Genomic DNA, 15867 nt, shown 5'->3' with positions numbered 1-15867 from the left:
GCCTATTTTCGCGCAATACCGCCCTGCTACGACAGCAGCGTGCCTTGGTGGAACTTCATCTGCCAATGACCGTCCCGCTGCCGCCAGATGGAACTACGCAGCGAATCCGAAGCAGGACGCTGCGACGTCGCGAAACGATGGCCACGGTACGTCACCAGCGCCACGTCATCGGCCAGCAAGGTCAGGCGAAAGTCGGTGACTTCGCGCAGCGAGAACGATTCATCGCGCAGGGCCTCGATCACGGCCTCGCGCGTCCATACCGCGCCCGACACGCCGAACTCGAAAAAGTCCTCGGCAATCAGCTCCCGCAGTGCGGCCTCGTCGGCGCGCACATCCTGCCGGTGCAGGCGGGTTTCCAGATCAAACAGATGTGCGGCGAGATCCATTGTCCTTTCCTCAAGCGCCTAGCAGCAGATTGCCTAGTGGAATCGTGATCAGCGACAGCACAATACCGGCGCCCAACACCGTATTCGCCAAGGCTGGCTCGAGCTTGTACTCATCGGCCAGGATCGCCGCGGAAATCATCGGCGCCATCGCCGCCTGCAACACCCCAACCGTAAGCGTAAGGCCACCCACACCAGCGGCGATGCCCAGCAGCCACACGGCAAGCGGCGCAAGCGCAAGCTTCCAACCCAACCCGAACATCAACGCAGGCAGTTGCCGCTCACCCAGGTGGAACTTGAACTGCAGACCCACCGAAAACAGCGCCAACGGCGTAAGCGTGGCACCGATGGGTGTGAACACGTCATCCAAGGCCGCCGGCCAACCACCCAGCGCTCCCACGACCATGCCCACCACAAGCGAGAGAAAAGCGGGAAAAGTAAGCACGCGGCGTACGATCACGGCCGGTTGCGGCGTGCGTCCGGCATACAACGACGCCACAACCACGCCGGCGGAGGCCAACAAAGGAAAGCAGCCCAACTGGTCGGCCACCACAGCCAGTGCCAGCCCTTCCTTGCCGTGCAGCGCCTGCATCATGGGATACCCCATGAACGATGTATTGCCCAACCCACACACCAGCGTCAGCGCACCGATACGTTCGCGCGACCAACCCAACACTTTGCCCAGGGTCGCGAACAACAGCCACGCACCGAAGAACACCACCCACATCGCCGCCACGGGAAACCACAGCTGCGAATCCACCTTCACCTTGGGCACGAGCGCGAGCACCAACGCAGGCAGCGCGACATTGATCACCCACCAGTTGATGCCGTGGACGATGCCGGCCGGCGGCTTCGCAAAGCGTGCCACGAGCGCACCAAGTACCAGACAGGTGAATAGCAGCAACAGCGCGCTCATCGGCTTCCCGGAGAAAGAAACGGCCGCAGTATAGCGGCCGTTTCCGGGTGACCTGGGTGAGCGCTCTTAGCTAGCTTCGGGCACCCATCCAGCATCATTCCAGCCCGTGTCTCCATGATGTGCGTGGAGGAGTCCGGCTACGACTGCGTTACCCCACAATCAAACGGTTCAAGCGCTGGACGAACGCCGCCGGATCCGGCAACTGCGCCCCCGCAGCGATCTCTGCTTGATCCAACAGCAAATTGGCGAGATCGGTGGCCTTGGTGGTATCGGCCTCGCTCTCCACGCGCTTCAACAGCGGATGCTGCGGGTTCACTTCCAGCGTCGGCTTGGCGTCGGGAACCTCATGGCCGGCCTCGCGCAGCAGACGTGCAAGGTGCGGTGCCATCTCGTGATCCGACAGGGCCAGACACGACGGGGAGTCGGTGAGTCGCGCCGATACGCGCACGTCGCCCACGCGTTCGCCCAGCAGTTCCTTGAGCTTGTGGACGAGCGGCTCAGCCGCCTTACTGACTTCTTCCTGATGCTTCTTGCCGGCGTCGTCCAGTGGCAGTTCGCCCTTGGCGACGTTGCGCAGCTTCTTCCCACCGTACTCGTGAAGGCTATTGAGCATCCACTCATCGATGCGGTCGAACATCAGCAGTACTTCGATGTCCTTGGCCCTGAATGCTTCCAATTGCGGGCTGCCTGCTGCGGCTGCATAGCTGTCGGCGGTGATGTACCAGATGGCATCCTGGCCGATGGGCATGCGGGTGATGTAGTCGTACAGCGATACCGTTTGCGCGACGCCCTCGCCTTTCGTCGATGCAAAGCGCAGCAGCTTGGCGATGCGCTCGCGGTTGGCAGAGTCTTCGGCGATGCCTTCCTTCAACGTGTTGCCAAAGGCCTTGTAGAAGGTGGCGTATTTCTCAGGCTCGTCGCGCGAAAGCTTTTCCAACAGATCGAGCACGCGCTTCACGCAGGCCGCACGAATACGCTCCAACTGTCGGTTGTGCTGGAGGATCTCGCGACTCACGTTGAGCGGCAGGTCATCCGCATCCACCACGCCACGCACGAAGCGCAGGTAGTTGGGCAGCAGTTCCTCCGCCGCGTCCATGATGAAGACGCGCTTGATGTAAAGCTTCAAGCCCTTGCGCTCGTCGCGCCCGCCCATCATCAGGTCGAACGGCGGCTGTTCGGGGATGTACAACAGCGTGGTGAAACTCTGACTGCCCTCAACGCGGTTGTGCGTCCACGCCAGGGCATCGTTGAAGTCGTGGCCGAGCGACTTGTAGAAGCTCTGGTAGTCCTCGTCGGAAATCTCGTTGCGCGGCTTGGCCCACAGAGCCGAGGCGTCGTTGACGGTTTCCCATTCGTCGCCGGGCTTGCCGTCCACATCCTTGGGCATACGGATCGGGAAGGCCACGTGGTCGGAGTACTTGCGGATCAGCGAACGCAACTCCCAACCCTTGAGGAATTCATCTTCGTCGGCCTTCAGGTGGAGGATCACCGCCGTACCGCGTTCGGGCAGGTCTGCGGCCGAGAGGCTGTATTCGCCCTTGCCGTCGCTCTCCCACTTCACGCCTTCGCCAGCCGGCAGATCGGCGCGGCGGCTGAGCACGGTGACACGGTCGGCCACCACGAAGGCCGAATAGAAGCCCACGCCGAACTGGCCGATCAGGCGTGCGTCGGTTTTCTGCTCGCTGCTCATCGCCTCCAGGAAACGCCGCGTGCCGGAGCTGGCGATGGTGCCGATGTTGGCTACGACTTCGTCGCGGCTCATGCCAACGCCGTTGTCGCGCACGGTGACGGTGCGCGCCTGGGGGTCCCAGCTCACGTCGATATGCAGTTCGCCGTCTCCGGCGAGCAGGTCGGGCTGGGCGATGGATTCGAAACGAAGCTTGTCGCAAGCATCGGATGCATTGGAAATCAGCTCGCGCAGGAAGATTTCCTTGTGCGAGTAGAGCGAATGCGTGACCAGGTGGAGCACCTGGGCGACTTCAGCTTCGAATTTGCGGGTTTCGGGCGCGGCGTTCGTCATGCGGGGAGACTCGTGCAAAGGTCGGCGAAGGAAAGGATAAACGGAGGGGCCGACAAGTCGGCCCCTCATGATGCCCGCTCTCCGTCGGAGAGCGAGTGAAGACGATCAGCCGTTGGTCGAGGCGTTCTGCAGCGCAGCGATGCGCTCTTCCAGCGGCGGGTGACTCATGAACAGGCGCTTGAAGCCCGTGGCCAAGTGGCCGGAGATGCCAAAAGCGGCAATGGTCTGCGGCAGCGTGCTTTCACCATGCTGCACCTGCAGGCGCTGCAGGGCGGAGATCATGGCGCCACGGCCCGCCAGCTTCGCGCCGGCAGCGTCGGCGCGGAATTCGCGCCAACGCGAGAAGGCCATCACGATCACCGAGGCAAACAGGCCGAACACCAACTGGAGCACCATCACCGACACGAAATAGCCGATGCCGCCACCACCCTCGCGGTCGCGGCCGCCGGACAACCAGCTGTCGACCAGTCGACCGACCACGCGGGCCGCCACGATCACCAGTGTGTTCAACACACCCTGGACCAGGGTCAGGGTCACCATGTCGCCGTTGGCAACGTGGCCGATTTCGTGGCCAAGCACGGCCGACACCTGTTCGCGATCCATCTGCTGCAACAGGCCGGTGCTTACGGCGACCAGCGAACTGTTCTTGGTCATGCCGGTGGCGAACGCGTTCATTTCCGGCGCGTCGTAGATGGCGACCTCGGGCATGCCTATGCCAGCGTTCTGCGCGTGGCGGCGCACGGTGTCCACCAGCCAGCGCTCAGCCTCGTTCTGCGGCTGTTCGATGACGCGGGCGCCGGTGGACATCTTTGCCGTCCACTTGGACATGGCCAGCGAAATAAACGCGCCGCCCATGCCGATGACGGCAGCGTAGGCCAGCAGGTTGCCCATGCCGCCGTAACCACGGGCGGCGGTCCACTGATCGATGCCCAGCAGGTGGCACACGATGCTGAGCAGGAACAGGACGGCGATATTGGTAAGCAGGAACAATGCGATGCGACGCATGGCTGTCTCTCGGGCAGTCATGAAAGGGGGATACGGCTTTCGCCGTTACGACAGGATCGTGGCGAAATCTTGCGGTTTCAAGGGCCAAGGGCTGGTTCGGCCCACGGACATTTCATGATGTCGTCAGCTAGCGACGCCCCACCCGTAAAATAACCCGATGAACTACCGCGGACGATTCGCCCCTTCTCCGACCGGCCATCTGCATTTCGGTTCCCTCGTGGCCGCCGTGGGAAGCTGGTTGTGCGCGCGCCACGCGGGTGGCAAATGGCTGTTGCGCGTGGAGGATATCGACCCGCCCCGCGAAATGCCCGGCTCAGCCGAAAGCATCCTGGCTGCCCTGCCCGCCTTCGGCCTGGTAGCCGATGCGTTGCCCCTGCTCCAGTCCCGGCGCATGCACGCCTACGACGCCGCCTTCGAACAACTCAAGGCGGCGAATCGGGTGTTCCCCTGCTGGTGCAGCCGCAATGATCTCGCTGGCGGGCAGCACCTGGACGGCCAGTGTCTGGCCGCACCGGTCGAGGGGCGCGTCCCGGCGTGGCGCCTGCGTGTGCCTGACCTCGACATAAGCTTCGTGGACGGCCTGCAAGGCCCGCAGACGCAGAACCTCCGGCTGGTCGCCGGAGATTTCGTCATACGCCGTGTAGAGGGCTATTACGCCTACCAGTTGGCCTGCGTGGTGGACGACGCCTTCCAGGGCATCACCGAAGTCGTGCGAGGCAACGACCTGCTCGACTCCACGGCGCGCCAGATCTTCCTGCAGCGCTGCCTGGACCTGCCAACGCCAAACTACCTGCACCTGCCGCTTGCTTTGGATAGCGATGGCCGCAAGCTATCCAAGTCCGAGCGGGCCCATCCGGTGGACCCCACCCACCCGATGCCAGCCTTGCGCCGTGCGCTGGATTTCCTCGACCTGCCGGTGTTGCAGGGTGCGCGCGATCCGGCGGCCTTGCTCGAGCACGCCCTCGCCCATTTCTCGCCCGAACGTCTGCCGCACTGCAGCGAACGGGCGGCAGCCTAAACCGCCATCAACCGTTTCATCCGCCAGCCACCAACAAGGCCGCGAGACGGCGTACTCTCCGTAGACGTTTTGCCATGTTGCGCGTGGTAGACATGGCAACGTCCCGGCTACACGATCCGGGGCGCATGGGCATTGGCATCTTTGGAGAACAGGCATGACGCAACGCACGGCATTGGTCACTGGCGGTACGGGTGGTATCGGCACCGCGATCATTCGCTATCTCGCACACCAGGGACATCGGGTCGCCACCAATTACCGCGACCAGGCCAAGGCCGAAGCGATGAAAGAGTTGATGGCAAAGGAAGGCATCGAAGTATTGCTAGTGCCGGGTGACGTGAAGGACCCCGATTCCTGCGAAGCCATGGTGCGCATCATCGAAGGCGCGCTGGGCCCGGTGGAGATTCTGGTCAACAACGCCGGCATCACCCGCGACACCACATTCCACAAGATGACCTATCCGCAGTGGATGGAAGTGGTGAACACCAACCTCAATGCCTGCTTCAACGTCACCCGTCCGGTGATCGAGAGCATGCGTCACAACAAGTGGGGCCGCATCGTGCAGATCAGCTCGATCAACGGCCAGAAGGGTCAGTACGGTCAGGCCAACTACGCCGCCGCCAAGGCCGGCATGCATGGCTTCACCATTTCGCTGGCGCAGGAAAACGCCAAATTCGGCATCACCGTGAACACCGTTTCTCCGGGCTATGTCGGCACCGACATGGTGATGGCCGTGCCGGAAGAAGTGCGCGAGAAGATCGTCGCGCAGATCCCGGTGGGCCGTCTCAGGCAAGCCCGAGGAAATCGCGCACGCGGTGGCGTTCCTCACGGGTGAAGAGGCAGCCTGGATTACCGGTGCCAACCTCTCCATCAACGGTGGGCATTACATGGGTTGGTAAGGTTTCGCCGCGCCGACACGCGCGCGACCACCCTGAATAGCTCCGGTAGAACCGACACCCCTCACCGTCATCCCCGCGAAAGCGGGGATCCAGAGCCTTTTGAGGCTCGCGGGAAGAACGAAATACGCTGGATCCCCGCTTTCGCGGGGATGACGGTGAGGCAAATTCAGTACGCATCGTGCATGTGTAAGCACGAAAGCAAAACATGCTCTATCTCCAGTCCAACAACTTCTCCATCACCCTGCCCACCGCCGCAAAGGCGAAAGCGCCGGTGACATGCGTGGCCGCACCCAGCCCACCACCGCAGGCAAGGTTCAGTGCTTCTGCTCCATTCGCCACCGGCGGACGCGTACCGCACACGCTGCCGTCCGGCTGGGGGTACTGCACGTTCTGCAGCGAATACACCGCCGACACGCCGAAGTAGCGATCGGGGTTGCGCGGGAAGTTGAAGTCCTGCCGGAGCTTTTTGCGGATCAGGCTGAACATGGCGTCGTGCTCAGTGCGCGACAGGTCGCGTATGCGGATCTGCGTCGGATCGGTGCGGCCACCAGCGGAACCTACCGTCACCATCGGCAGCTTGCGGCGACGACACCACGCGATGGCCTCCAGCTTGACGCGGAAGGCATCGCAGGCATCCAGCACCACGTCATAGCCGCGATCGAGCAGTTCGTCGAGCGTGGAGGTCGTGAGGAAGCGCTCGATAGCATCCACCTTGATGGCCGGGTTGATCGCACGCAGGCGCGCCTCGATCACCTTGACCTTGGACTTGCCGAACTCGCCATCCAGCGCATGCAGCTGGCGATTGGTGTTGGAGACGCAGATGTCGTCGGCATCGATCAGCGTGAGATGCCCCACGCCGCTGCGCGCCAGCGCCTCGGCGGCCCACGAGCCGACACCGCCGATACCGATGACACAGACGTGCGCCTGCATCAGCCGATCCAGACTGCCCACGCCATAGAGACGCTCCACGCCGGCGAAGCGCTCACGTGGAAACGGCACGCCAGCATCGTCCGCGACCGGCGCGCGTTGTTCTTCCACCGTGGCAATGTTTTCGTTCTGCATCATTGAAGCCATGACAACACTTTGAAGAAACGGCATTTTATCGGGAACCGCCCGCTTTTGCAGGCGTCCGTTATGCTGGTGGTCTATCGCCTATCGCAAGGGATTCCACTGCATGCGCTCCAGCCTTTTGATCGTGCTCGGCCTGCTCATCGGCATCGTCGGCACCGTATTCGCCATGAACGCGCTGCACGACCGCGAACCGTATTCGCACACCCTGATGACCACCATGGCCCACCATGCCGGTGCACTCAGCGCGGCCGTGAAGGCGCAGAGATGCGATGCCGCCCAGGTGCAGCACCACTTGTCCCGTCTGCTGGAAACCCAGGCGGACATCAACGAGGCCTTCCCGGGCGTGGATCAACCGTTCAAGGACGAGGCGACCAAGCTGCACGAAAGGACCCAGGCAGCCCTGCAGGCGGCGCCCGCCGACTGCGCAGCGCTGGCGATAGCCATGAAGCCCATCGGGGAAACCTGCCAGTCCTGCCACCAACAGTACCGCTGATTTCGCTGCCCGCTGTGGGAGCAATCAGATCTTTACCTTGCCCCGCAGGATCTGCCAGTACATCACCCAATCGCCAACCAGGCTGTACAGCGGATGGGTGAACGTGGCGGGCCGGTTCTTTTCGAAGACGAAGTGCCCGATCCAGGCGAAGCCGTAACCCGCCACCGGGGCCAGCAGCAGCCACCGGGCGTTACCGGTGAAAATCGCCAGCAGGATCACGGCCAATACCAACGTGCTGCCAGCGAAGTGCATGCGGCGGCACTGACGATTGCTGTGCTCGTTCAGATAGAACGGGTAGAAGTCGCGGAAGCTGGCGAACTGGGACATGAGGATCACCCTGGATGATGCATCCAGAGGGTAATCCTCACCATTCGCCAGTGCATGCGCGCCTGCAGCATGCGACGTTTCAAACAGGCAGCGGGATGAACTCGGCCTCGTCACCGACCACTTTGCCCATGCGCTGCGCTATCCAGTCCGCCTTGGCCTGCTCGATGCGCTCACGCGTGCTGGCAACGAAGTTCCACCACAGGTGACGCTCGCCATCCAACGGTGCGCCGCCGAACAACATCACGCGGCTTTTCGTGCGGGCACGCAGCGCGGGTGAATTCGGCCCCGTCTGCACAGCGGCATGCATGGGCGACACGGTCACACCATCCCACTCCACCTCGCCCTCGACCACGCAAACGCCACGTTCGACGTGCTGATCAGGCCATGGCAACTCCGCACCTGCTTCCAACGTCGCGTCGACGAAGAACATCGGCGCGAACACTTTCACTGGCGATTCTTTGCCGTAGCCGGTGCCAGCAATCAGCACCAGCTCCGCGCCCGGCAAGTTGATCTTGGGCAATTCATCGGCACCGTGGTGATGGAATTCCGGCTCTACCTCCGCATCCTTCTGTGGCAACGCCACCCATACCTGGATGCCGTGCGCGCGCTGGCCGCCACCGCGTGCTTCCGGCGGCGTGCGCTCGGAGTGCACGATGCCGCGCCCTGCCGTCATCCAGTTCACTTCGCCCGGACGGATGTCCGCAATGCTGCCGATGCTGTCGCGATGGCGGATCACGCCTTCGAACAACCAAGTCACCGTGGCAAGGCCGATGTGCGGATGCGGACGCACGTCCATCCCCTTGTCATCGAGAAAGGTCACTGGCCCCATGTAGTCGAAGAACACGAACGGCCCCACGTGCCGGGCCTGCAGCACCGGCAGCAAGCGGCGCACGTTGAAACCGTCGCCCAGGTCGTGCACGCGGCCATCGATCAATATCGGTTGCTGTTCCATCATGTCTCCTCGTTTACCAGGCGCGCTGGTACTGCTCGGGCGCAGTGATCGCGACGCCCAGTTCTTGCGCGGCACGGCGCGGGAAATACGGATCGCGCAGGCTCTCGCGCGCGATCAGCACCACGTCGGCCGATCCTTCCTCGATGATGCGCGCCGCGTGTGTGGATTCGGTGATGAGGCCCACGGCCCCCGTCGCGATGCCCGCGTCGTGGCGCAGCCGCGCCGCGAATGGCACTTGATAGCCAGGCGACACCGGAATCTTCACGTGCGGAATCAGGCCACCGCTGGACACGTCGATAAGGTCCACGCCCATCGACTTCACCTGGATCGCCAGCTGCACGCTTTGCTCGATGTCCCAGCCACCCTCAGTCCAGTCTGTCGCGGAGATGCGCAGCCACAGCGGCAAGTGCTCCGGCCACACCTCGCGCACGGCGGTGATCACCTCGCGAACCAGGCGTGTCCGATTGTCAAAGCTTCCACCGTATTCGTCCGTGCGCTGATTGCTCAACGGCGACAGGAATTGGTGCAGCAAGTAGCCGTGAGCACCATGCAGCTCGATCAATTCGAAGCCAGCTGCCAGCGCACGCTCGGCGGCGGCACGGAAATCGGCGATCACCTTGGCGATGCCCGCCTTGTCCAATGCCTGTGGCGTATGCCAATGCTTGTCGAATGGCACAGCGGACGGCGCCACCGTTGGCCACGCGCCCGCATCAGCGGCGAGCGGGCCACCGCCCTCCCACGGCCGCTGAGCGCTGGCCTTGCGCCCCGCGTGAGCGAGCTGCACGCCTGCGACGGCTCCCTGGGCCTTCATGAAACGGGTGATGGGCTGCCAAGCCCGCTGGTGCGCCTCACTCCAAAGCCCAACATCCCCGGGGGGAAATCCGCCCCTCAGCCGATATTGCCGTGGCCTCGACGATCACCAAGCCTGCACCGCCCACGGCGCGACTACCCAGGTGCACCAGATGCCAGTCGTTCGGTATGCCGTCGATGGCCGAGTATTGGCACATCGGCGCGATCACAATGCGATTACGAAGCGAGAGGCTACGTTGCGCGTAAGGCGTGAAGAGTTTCATCGGACCCGCTCTCGAAAAAAACGTCTGCCACAGATGCCGGCGGCGAGCGCCGGGTTCAAGTACCCGATCAGGTAGGCTGCGCGCCCAACCACTCCGCGATACGCATGGCCACCGGCCAAGGCGTCTTCATCCAACCGAAATGGTCTGCCTTGTCGTTGCCGAGATCGGCGGCGGTGACGACCTGCATCGACGGACTGCCAGCCATTTTCCCCAACAACCATGACAACGATGTCTGCGGAGCGAGCCAGTCGTCCTGCATACGCAGGCCAAACGTGGGCAAGCGAAGTTTGCCGAGCAGCGCCTCGAAATCGGCGTCCATGCCAACGGCAGCATATCGGCCTGTGCGGCCCGTGCGTGCCCAGTCGTCAATCAGTTGCCGGGCCTCGTTGCCGCCGAAACCCAGCCGGCGCCCGGGTAGATAGCCCACCACGCGTGCCAACCATGGCGCCAACGCATACGCGGACCACAACAGACGTCCCTGTGGAAACTGTCGCCAATACGGCGCACCACTCGCCACCGCCAGCAAGCCGACCACATCCTGCGGGTGCAGGCTGGCGTAAAGCGCGGCGATCTGCGCGCCCAAACTATGACCGCCCAGATAGAGGCGAGCCTGGGGCAAGCGGGCACGAGCTGCGGCGATACCGGCCGGCACGTCGTCCTCCAGTAATTCCCGATAGCCCCAGTTCTCGTGCCGCCCTGCGCGCTTGTCGCTGGACCCAATGCCACGCCACTCATGGATGGCTACGGCGATCCCGTGCTCTGCCAGTGCTTGCGCGAGCGGCTGATAGTGCTTGGCCGCTACACCCAAGGCAGGCAGCCAATACAGCAATCGAACCGGCTCCGCCGCCGGGCGTTGTAGCAGCACATCCGCACGCGCGCCGTCGATGGCCACGGTGGGCAGGACATCGCACGACGGAAGCGCGGAGGGCACGGAGAAAGATGCAGACATGCGCGCCATATGACAAAAGGAAAGGCATGCAGGCTAACTAATCGGTGCACGACAAAAAAGCCGGGCATAAAAAAGGCCGGCATGCACCGGCCTTTTCTTCACGCAACGATTAGATTCCCCAATGAACTCAGGCGGGCGCCACTTCATCAGCCTGCAGGCCCTTCTGCCCCTGCACAACCTTGAAGCTCACCTTCTGGCCCTCTTTCAGGCTGCGGAACCCCGTTCCGCTGATCGCCCGAAAATGTACGAAAACATCTGGGCCGCTTTCACGACTGATGAAGCCAAAGCCTTTGGCGTCGTTGAACCATTTAACAGTGCCAACTTCACGATCCGACATGACTCACTCCGATCAACTCGATGCTGAGACAAGTCAGCCTCCCCTTTGGCCGACGGCTTACTGGGCATGCAAGATCGGGGTGAAGCGATGTGGACCCTTGCGAGTCACGCATCGGGCACGCACGTGACCGAGCAACCACAGTGAATCCAGCATAACGGATTTCTTTAATGCAAGTGAATGGCTCTAAATCACCGTTTTGATTTTCACATTTCAACGACATTTGCGAATAAAACAAAAAAAGCCAGGCATTGCTGCCTGGCTTTTTTTCTAACATTTGAAACCGCTAAATTACTGCGGGATCACTTCGTCAGCCTGCAGGCCCTTCTGGCCCTGCACGACCTTGAAGGAGACCTTCTGGCCTTCGACGAGGCTCTTGAAACCATTGCCCTGGATCGCGCGGAAATGCACGAAAACATCCGGGCCGTTGTCACGGCTGATAAAGCCGAAACCCTTGGCATCGTTGAACCACTTGACGGTACCGATCTGACGATCAGACATATAAATCACTCCACAGGTTTAATCAGACTCAGCCCGCGCGACATGCGCAGGCGGCTTACTGGTGTGCAAGGAAACCCTAGGGGTGAGGCGATGTTGCTAGATCGAGATCAGCGGCATCGGGTCACAAAACTCTGGTGACCCCGGCAAACACAGTAAGTGCATCATACCGGCTCCACGGCCACGAGGTGAATAGGAAAACACGGCTGAAACCTGAATGAATAACCGTCAGTTCTTACTCAACGGGTTTGATTTTCACGCCGTCTTCGCATTTCATCTCATCACTTGGCGAGCGAGATTCATTTCAACCGCCGGCCCCATTTCCAGCGCAGGAGAAGCTCCATGATGTTCCGTCGCCCTTACCGCCCGGCCCTCCTCGCTATTGTCGCAAGCGGCGTGATCCTCGCTGGCTGCTCCAGTACACCGGAAACCCGCACAACGAACGGCTCCCACGGCACAACTGCCACCAGCTCACGAACCGCGGCTACTAGCGCCAGCACCAGCGCACCGCGAACACGCACCGGTACCGTGACCACATCCAGCGGCAAGCCCCTGCCCAGCAGTACAGGCATCCCTGCCTGCGACGATTATCTGGCCAGCTATGTGTCCTGCCACGCCGCCGCGGGCGTGTACCCGCCCGACCAGATCCAGGGCCGCTACGAAGACATGCGCACCAGCCTGCTGCAAGACTCCGTGGATCCCAATGCACGTCCACAACTGGGCGCACGCTGCAGCGCGCTCGCCAAGCAATTGCGCGCCACGCTCCAGGGCAAGTCGTGCGCGCCGACGAGCCCTGCAGGGAGCAGCAGCGCACACTGAGTTTCAGCGAAGAAGCGCACGTAGCGCGGGGGCCACGGACGTGGGCCGACTGCGTGCGAGCTTCACCTTGGGCGTGCCATGCCACTGCGCCGACGCGCGTATCGCGCCGGCGACATCCTCAAGCAACCGAGGCGTCGCCTCGACATCAGGCTCAAGGAACAGAGCTTTGACCTCGAAGACGCCCTCGCGACGATGAGCCTTCGCATCCAGTCGGCCGATCAACCGTCCCCGATGGAGGATCGGCAACACGTAGTAGCCGTAGCGACGCTTGGGTGCCGGCACATAGCACTCGATGGTGTATTCGAACCCGAACAAAATCTGTGCACGTGCGCGATCCCACACAATGGGATCGAACGGCGACAGCAACGTCGTGTGCGTCGGACGCAATTGACCTGATGCCGCCTGCGCGAGCAACGCTTCGTTGTCGCGATGCACGTAAGCGGGCACGTTCCAATCGGCCACCTGCACCATCAGCAACTCGCCGCTGCCTACCCACGGCGCCAGCTCCTTGTCGGTCACTGCGGGTTTCAGTCGATAGTAGTCGGCAACCCAACGCGCCTGTGTGACGCCGAGCGCGCGAACGCTGTCGAGGATAAAGCGACGTCGCAACGCTTCATGATCAAGTGCAAGCAATGCTGGATCCATCGGTGGCTCGAGTTTTTCCAACACGCGCTCCGCCAGATCGTAAACACGCTGAAAGCGCTCGCGCCGGGTCACCATCAACTCGCCCAGAGCGAACCATGCTTCGAGCCAGCGCTTCTCCGGCTTCCATGACCACCAGCCACCTGCGCTGCGCGTTTCGCTCTCGAAATCGGCGGCGCGCGCAGCACCGTTGTCGCGTATGCGTGTGAGCAACGCATCCATGCCCTCACGATGCTCGCGATGCATTCGATCGGCATGTTTGTAAGCCCAATGCATCGCTCGCTGCGTGCGCCATGCCTGATGAAGTGGCAGGTCTGCCGCTGGTACAAAGCATGCTTCATGCGCCCAGCTCTCGGCGATGCGCCCGTCTTCCAGTACGCCTTCCAGCCATTGCGGATCATAGTCGCCAAGGCGCGAGTACAGCACCAGGTAAGGGCTGCGTGCGACCACATGGATGCTGTCGATCTGCAGCAGGCGCATGCGCGCCACCGTATCGACAACATCCGCCTTCTTCGCCCGTGCCTTGGGCTTGTTAAGCACGCCCTGCGCGGCCAAATGGAGGCGTTGCGCCTGCGCGAGGCTCAACGAAGCGGATAGCGCAGATGAAGCAACCGACAACGGTAACGATGCCTTCACGTGATCACGATGCCTTTGTTGAGGTGGCATTTAGCCGCGTTTTGTTAGTTTGAAATCAGCGCGAAGGACTTGCAGCGCGAAAATCGCACATCGCTGCACCATCGCGCGCATCCGCATACGAGCCACGCATTCTGGCATGGAGTAACGACGATGAAACCCCGCATTCCCCTTCTCGCTCTTGTAACCGCCGGATCGATGATGCTGGCGGGCTCGCTGTTGGCACAGGATCAGACCATGCCAACACCACCACCGCCGCCGACGCAAAACATGCCGTCGCCTCCGCCACCGCCGACCCAGACGATGCCCAGCGCCACGCCGACGCCGCCACCACCGCCGGGTGGTACGCAGGCGCAGACCAATGCCGGTGGCCAGCAGGTGACGATCAACTCCAGCGTTCCACCGGTCAATCCGGGCCCGGCGCCGAGCTTCGAGCAATTGTCGGGTGGTTCCAAGTACATCACGGAGACGCAGGCCTCGGCTTATCCCTTGCTCGCCAATGATTTCAGCTACGTGGACAAGGGCCATTCCGGGCACATCACCAAGGCACAGTACGAGCGCTGGTTGAACAACAACCAGTAAGATGCAGTGATATTGACGCGGGTCACCGGCAACGGCGGCCCGCGTCGTCACGTGCGATGCATGGCGCTGCTGATATGGAACCGGCTTTCGGCGCTGCGCAATGATCGCGCCCGACCAGGATGGAGCCTATCCCCATGCGACTTACCACCTCGGCAGCTTTGGTGCTCACGCTTGGTCTGCCTTCGCTCGCCGCCCGTGCGCAAAATCCCAGCCCGATGGATATCCGCGCATGCACCGCCATCGAAACCGACTCGCAGCGCCTGGCTTGCTACGACCGCGCCACGGGGCGCGACAATCTTCCGGCAGCACAAAAGAAAACTGACAACGCTGCACAGGAGGCATCCACGGCCTCCTCTACCAACGTGTTTGGCCACGAAGCGTCCAAGAACACGGGCGCCAATCCGTCGACCGCCACGGCGCAGGCAACACCTGAGGTAAAACCACTGTCCCTGCTCGACAGCCGTTGGGAGCTGTCGCCCGAGAGCAAGCTCGGTACGTTCAACCTGCGCGGCTACAAACCGATTGTGGTGTTGCCGTTCTTTGCCAGCAGCAATCAGAACCGGCAGCCGACGAGCGCCAACCCGATCAACAGCGTCGACGAACCACAGCACTTGGACAATATCGAGAGCAAGTTCCAGCTCAGTCTGAAGACCAAAATCTGGCAAGGTGTGTTCGGCGACACGGGCGATCTGTGGGTGGGCTATACCCAGTCGTCGCGCTGGCAGGTCTACAACAAACAAGAATCGCGACCATTCCGCGAAACCAACTACGAGCCGGAAGCCATGCTGATGTTCGACACGAACTATCAGGTGGCCGGATGGGACGGCCGACTGATGGGCATCGGGCTCAACCATCAATCCAACGGACAGTCTGATCCACTGTCGCGGAGCTGGAATCGTGTGATGGGCTACTTCGGCTTCGAACGCCCCGAATGGACCATCATGTTCCGGCCGTGGTGGCGCATTCCCGAAGGCGGCAAAGACGACAACAACCCCGACATCAGCAACTACATGGGGCGCGCCGACATGCAGATCATCCATGAATGGAATGGTCAGGAATTCGGTCTGATGCTGCGTCATTCACTGCGCGGCGGCAGCGAGAGCCATGGCGCAGCGCAGCTGACCTGGTCGTTCCCGGTGGCGGGCAACTTGCGCGGCTACATGGAGTTGTTCAAGGGTTATGGCGAAAGCATGATCGACTACAACCACAACGCCACCTACCTCGGCATCGGCATTTCGCTGCTCGATTGGTACTAA

16 protein-coding genes and 2 pseudogenes are annotated in these 15867 nt (G+C 62.1%); 6 read left to right on the top strand and 12 right to left on the bottom strand.

The features are described 5' to 3' along the window. Positions 1-26: 26 nt before the first annotated feature. The 4 genes from DYST_RS22195 to htpX form a co-directional block, all read right to left on the bottom strand. Positions 27-386 (bottom strand): DUF4440 domain-containing protein, encoded by a 360-nt coding sequence (locus DYST_RS22195; RefSeq protein WP_239948482.1) that lies wholly within the window; start codon positions 384-386, stop codon positions 27-29. A 10-nt stretch (positions 387-396) separates the two neighbouring features. Next, the gene (locus tag DYST_RS22190; RefSeq protein ID WP_239948480.1) at positions 397-1299 is read right to left on the bottom strand and encodes an AEC family transporter; all 903 of its coding nucleotides are present in this window, start codon (positions 1297-1299) and stop codon (positions 397-399) included. Between the two features lie 148 nt (positions 1300-1447). Continuing rightward, a complete protein-coding gene (gene htpG, locus DYST_RS22185) occupies positions 1448-3319 on the bottom strand; it encodes a molecular chaperone HtpG (protein WP_239948478.1) in 1872 nt (623 codons plus the stop codon). Positions 3320-3424: 105 nt separating this feature from the next. Beyond that, entirely contained in the window at positions 3425-4324 is a 900-nt protein-coding gene (gene htpX, locus DYST_RS22180; RefSeq protein ID WP_239948476.1) for a protease HtpX, read from the bottom strand. 157 nt (positions 4325-4481) lie between these two features. Here htpX and gluQRS point away from each other — a divergent pair, with 157 nt between their 5' ends. Both gluQRS and phbB read left to right on the top strand, forming a co-directional pair. Continuing rightward, entirely contained in the window at positions 4482-5342 is an 861-nt protein-coding gene (gene gluQRS / locus DYST_RS22175) for a tRNA glutamyl-Q(34) synthetase GluQRS (RefSeq protein WP_239948474.1), read from the top strand. Between the two features lie 154 nt (positions 5343-5496). Continuing rightward, positions 5497-6238, top strand: a pseudogene (gene phbB / locus DYST_RS22170) (acetoacetyl-CoA reductase). A gap of 210 nt (positions 6239-6448) precedes the next feature. On the opposite strand, the gene DYST_RS22165 reads toward phbB, so the two are convergent. After that, on the bottom strand, positions 6449-7300 hold the full coding sequence (locus DYST_RS22165) for a tRNA threonylcarbamoyladenosine dehydratase (protein WP_428994001.1): 852 nt from the start codon (positions 7298-7300) through the stop codon (positions 6449-6451). Positions 7301-7412: 112 nt separating this feature from the next. On the opposite strand from DYST_RS22165, the gene DYST_RS22160 reads away from it, so the two are divergent. After that, positions 7413-7802 (top strand): cytochrome c, encoded by a 390-nt coding sequence (locus tag DYST_RS22160; protein ID WP_239948472.1) that lies wholly within the window; start codon positions 7413-7415, stop codon positions 7800-7802. Between the two features lie 24 nt (positions 7803-7826). Here DYST_RS22160 and DYST_RS22155 read toward each other — a convergent pair whose 3' ends face one another. The 6 genes and pseudogenes from DYST_RS22155 to DYST_RS22130 all read right to left on the bottom strand — a co-directional run bounded on the left by DYST_RS22155 (position 7827) and on the right by DYST_RS22130 (position 11938). After that, positions 7827-8129 (bottom strand): DUF962 domain-containing protein, encoded by a 303-nt coding sequence (locus tag DYST_RS22155; protein ID WP_239948471.1) that lies wholly within the window; start codon positions 8127-8129, stop codon positions 7827-7829. A 79-nt stretch (positions 8130-8208) separates the two neighbouring features. Continuing rightward, positions 8209-9081: a pirin family protein gene (locus tag DYST_RS22150; protein WP_239952176.1), complete on the bottom strand. Its 873-nt coding sequence runs from the start codon at positions 9079-9081 to the stop codon at positions 8209-8211. A 13-nt stretch (positions 9082-9094) separates the two neighbouring features. Next, a pseudogene (locus DYST_RS22145) lies at positions 9095-10154 on the bottom strand (NADH:flavin oxidoreductase/NADH oxidase). Between the two features lie 67 nt (positions 10155-10221). Beyond that, positions 10222-11103 carry an alpha/beta hydrolase family protein gene (locus DYST_RS22140; RefSeq protein ID WP_239948470.1) on the bottom strand — a complete coding sequence of 294 codons (882 nt, stop codon included), beginning with the start codon at positions 11101-11103 and terminating at the stop codon, positions 10222-10224. A gap of 127 nt (positions 11104-11230) precedes the next feature. Further along, positions 11231-11440, bottom strand: a complete 210-nt coding sequence (locus tag DYST_RS22135) for a cold-shock protein (protein WP_038616299.1) — start codon at positions 11438-11440, stop codon at positions 11231-11233. A 288-nt stretch (positions 11441-11728) separates the two neighbouring features. Continuing rightward, positions 11729-11938 carry a cold-shock protein gene (locus DYST_RS22130; RefSeq protein ID WP_019465667.1) on the bottom strand — a complete coding sequence of 70 codons (210 nt, stop codon included), beginning with the start codon at positions 11936-11938 and terminating at the stop codon, positions 11729-11731. A 339-nt stretch (positions 11939-12277) separates the two neighbouring features. On the opposite strand from DYST_RS22130, the gene DYST_RS22125 reads away from it, so the two are divergent. Beyond that, positions 12278-12754, top strand: coding sequence for a hypothetical protein (locus tag DYST_RS22125; protein ID WP_239948469.1), 477 nt, complete (start codon positions 12278-12280; stop codon positions 12752-12754). 3 nt (positions 12755-12757) lie between these two features. Here DYST_RS22125 and DYST_RS22120 read toward each other — a convergent pair whose 3' ends face one another. Then, positions 12758-14032 carry a winged helix-turn-helix domain-containing protein gene (locus tag DYST_RS22120; RefSeq protein WP_275666888.1) on the bottom strand — a complete coding sequence of 425 codons (1275 nt, stop codon included), beginning with the start codon at positions 14030-14032 and terminating at the stop codon, positions 12758-12760. Between the two features lie 150 nt (positions 14033-14182). Between DYST_RS22120 and DYST_RS22115 the strand changes: the two genes are divergently transcribed. Both DYST_RS22115 and DYST_RS22110 read left to right on the top strand, forming a co-directional pair. Next, positions 14183-14611: a hypothetical protein gene (locus DYST_RS22115; protein WP_102303987.1), complete on the top strand. Its 429-nt coding sequence runs from the start codon at positions 14183-14185 to the stop codon at positions 14609-14611. Positions 14612-14745: 134 nt separating this feature from the next. After that, positions 14746-15867, top strand: a complete 1122-nt coding sequence (locus DYST_RS22110; RefSeq protein WP_102303986.1) for a phospholipase A — start codon at positions 14746-14748, stop codon at positions 15865-15867.

This window comes from Dyella terrae, from assembly GCF_022394535.1.
GTDB lineage: Bacteria > Pseudomonadota > Gammaproteobacteria > Xanthomonadales > Rhodanobacteraceae > Dyella.
This window is presented reverse-complemented; position numbering and strand designations above follow the sequence as displayed.

What these genes read in the sequence shown, in the direction of transcription:
- DYST_RS22195 (WP_239948482.1), bottom strand. Translation starts at nt 386, where the DNA reads ATGGATCTCGCCGCACATCTGTTTGATCTGGAAACCCGCCTGCACCGG.
- DYST_RS22140 (WP_239948470.1), bottom strand. Translation starts at nt 11,103, where the DNA reads ATGTCTGCATCTTTCTCCGTGCCCTCCGCGCTTCCGTCGTGCGATGTC.
- DYST_RS22125 (WP_239948469.1), top strand. Translation starts at nt 12,278, where the DNA reads ATGATGTTCCGTCGCCCTTACCGCCCGGCCCTCCTCGCTATTGTCGCA.
- DYST_RS22130 (WP_019465667.1), bottom strand. Translation starts at nt 11,938, where the DNA reads ATGTCTGATCGTCAGATCGGTACCGTCAAGTGGTTCAACGATGCCAAG.
- DYST_RS22110 (WP_102303986.1), top strand. Translation starts at nt 14,746, where the DNA reads ATGCGACTTACCACCTCGGCAGCTTTGGTGCTCACGCTTGGTCTGCCT.
- htpG (WP_239948478.1), bottom strand. Translation starts at nt 3,319, where the DNA reads ATGACGAACGCCGCGCCCGAAACCCGCAAATTCGAAGCTGAAGTCGCC.
- DYST_RS22115 (WP_102303987.1), top strand. Translation starts at nt 14,183, where the DNA reads ATGAAACCCCGCATTCCCCTTCTCGCTCTTGTAACCGCCGGATCGATG.
- DYST_RS22190 (WP_239948480.1), bottom strand. Translation starts at nt 1,299, where the DNA reads ATGAGCGCGCTGTTGCTGCTATTCACCTGTCTGGTACTTGGTGCGCTC.
- DYST_RS22150 (WP_239952176.1), bottom strand. Translation starts at nt 9,081, where the DNA reads ATGGAACAGCAACCGATATTGATCGATGGCCGCGTGCACGACCTGGGC.
- DYST_RS22160 (WP_239948472.1), top strand. Translation starts at nt 7,413, where the DNA reads ATGCGCTCCAGCCTTTTGATCGTGCTCGGCCTGCTCATCGGCATCGTC.
- DYST_RS22135 (WP_038616299.1), bottom strand. Translation starts at nt 11,440, where the DNA reads ATGTCGGATCGTGAAGTTGGCACTGTTAAATGGTTCAACGACGCCAAA.
- htpX (WP_239948476.1), bottom strand. Translation starts at nt 4,324, where the DNA reads ATGCGTCGCATCGCATTGTTCCTGCTTACCAATATCGCCGTCCTGTTC.
- DYST_RS22165 (WP_428994001.1), bottom strand. Translation starts at nt 7,300, where the DNA reads ATGCAGAACGAAAACATTGCCACGGTGGAAGAACAACGCGCGCCGGTC.
- gluQRS (WP_239948474.1), top strand. Translation starts at nt 4,482, where the DNA reads ATGAACTACCGCGGACGATTCGCCCCTTCTCCGACCGGCCATCTGCAT.
- DYST_RS22155 (WP_239948471.1), bottom strand. Translation starts at nt 8,129, where the DNA reads ATGTCCCAGTTCGCCAGCTTCCGCGACTTCTACCCGTTCTATCTGAAC.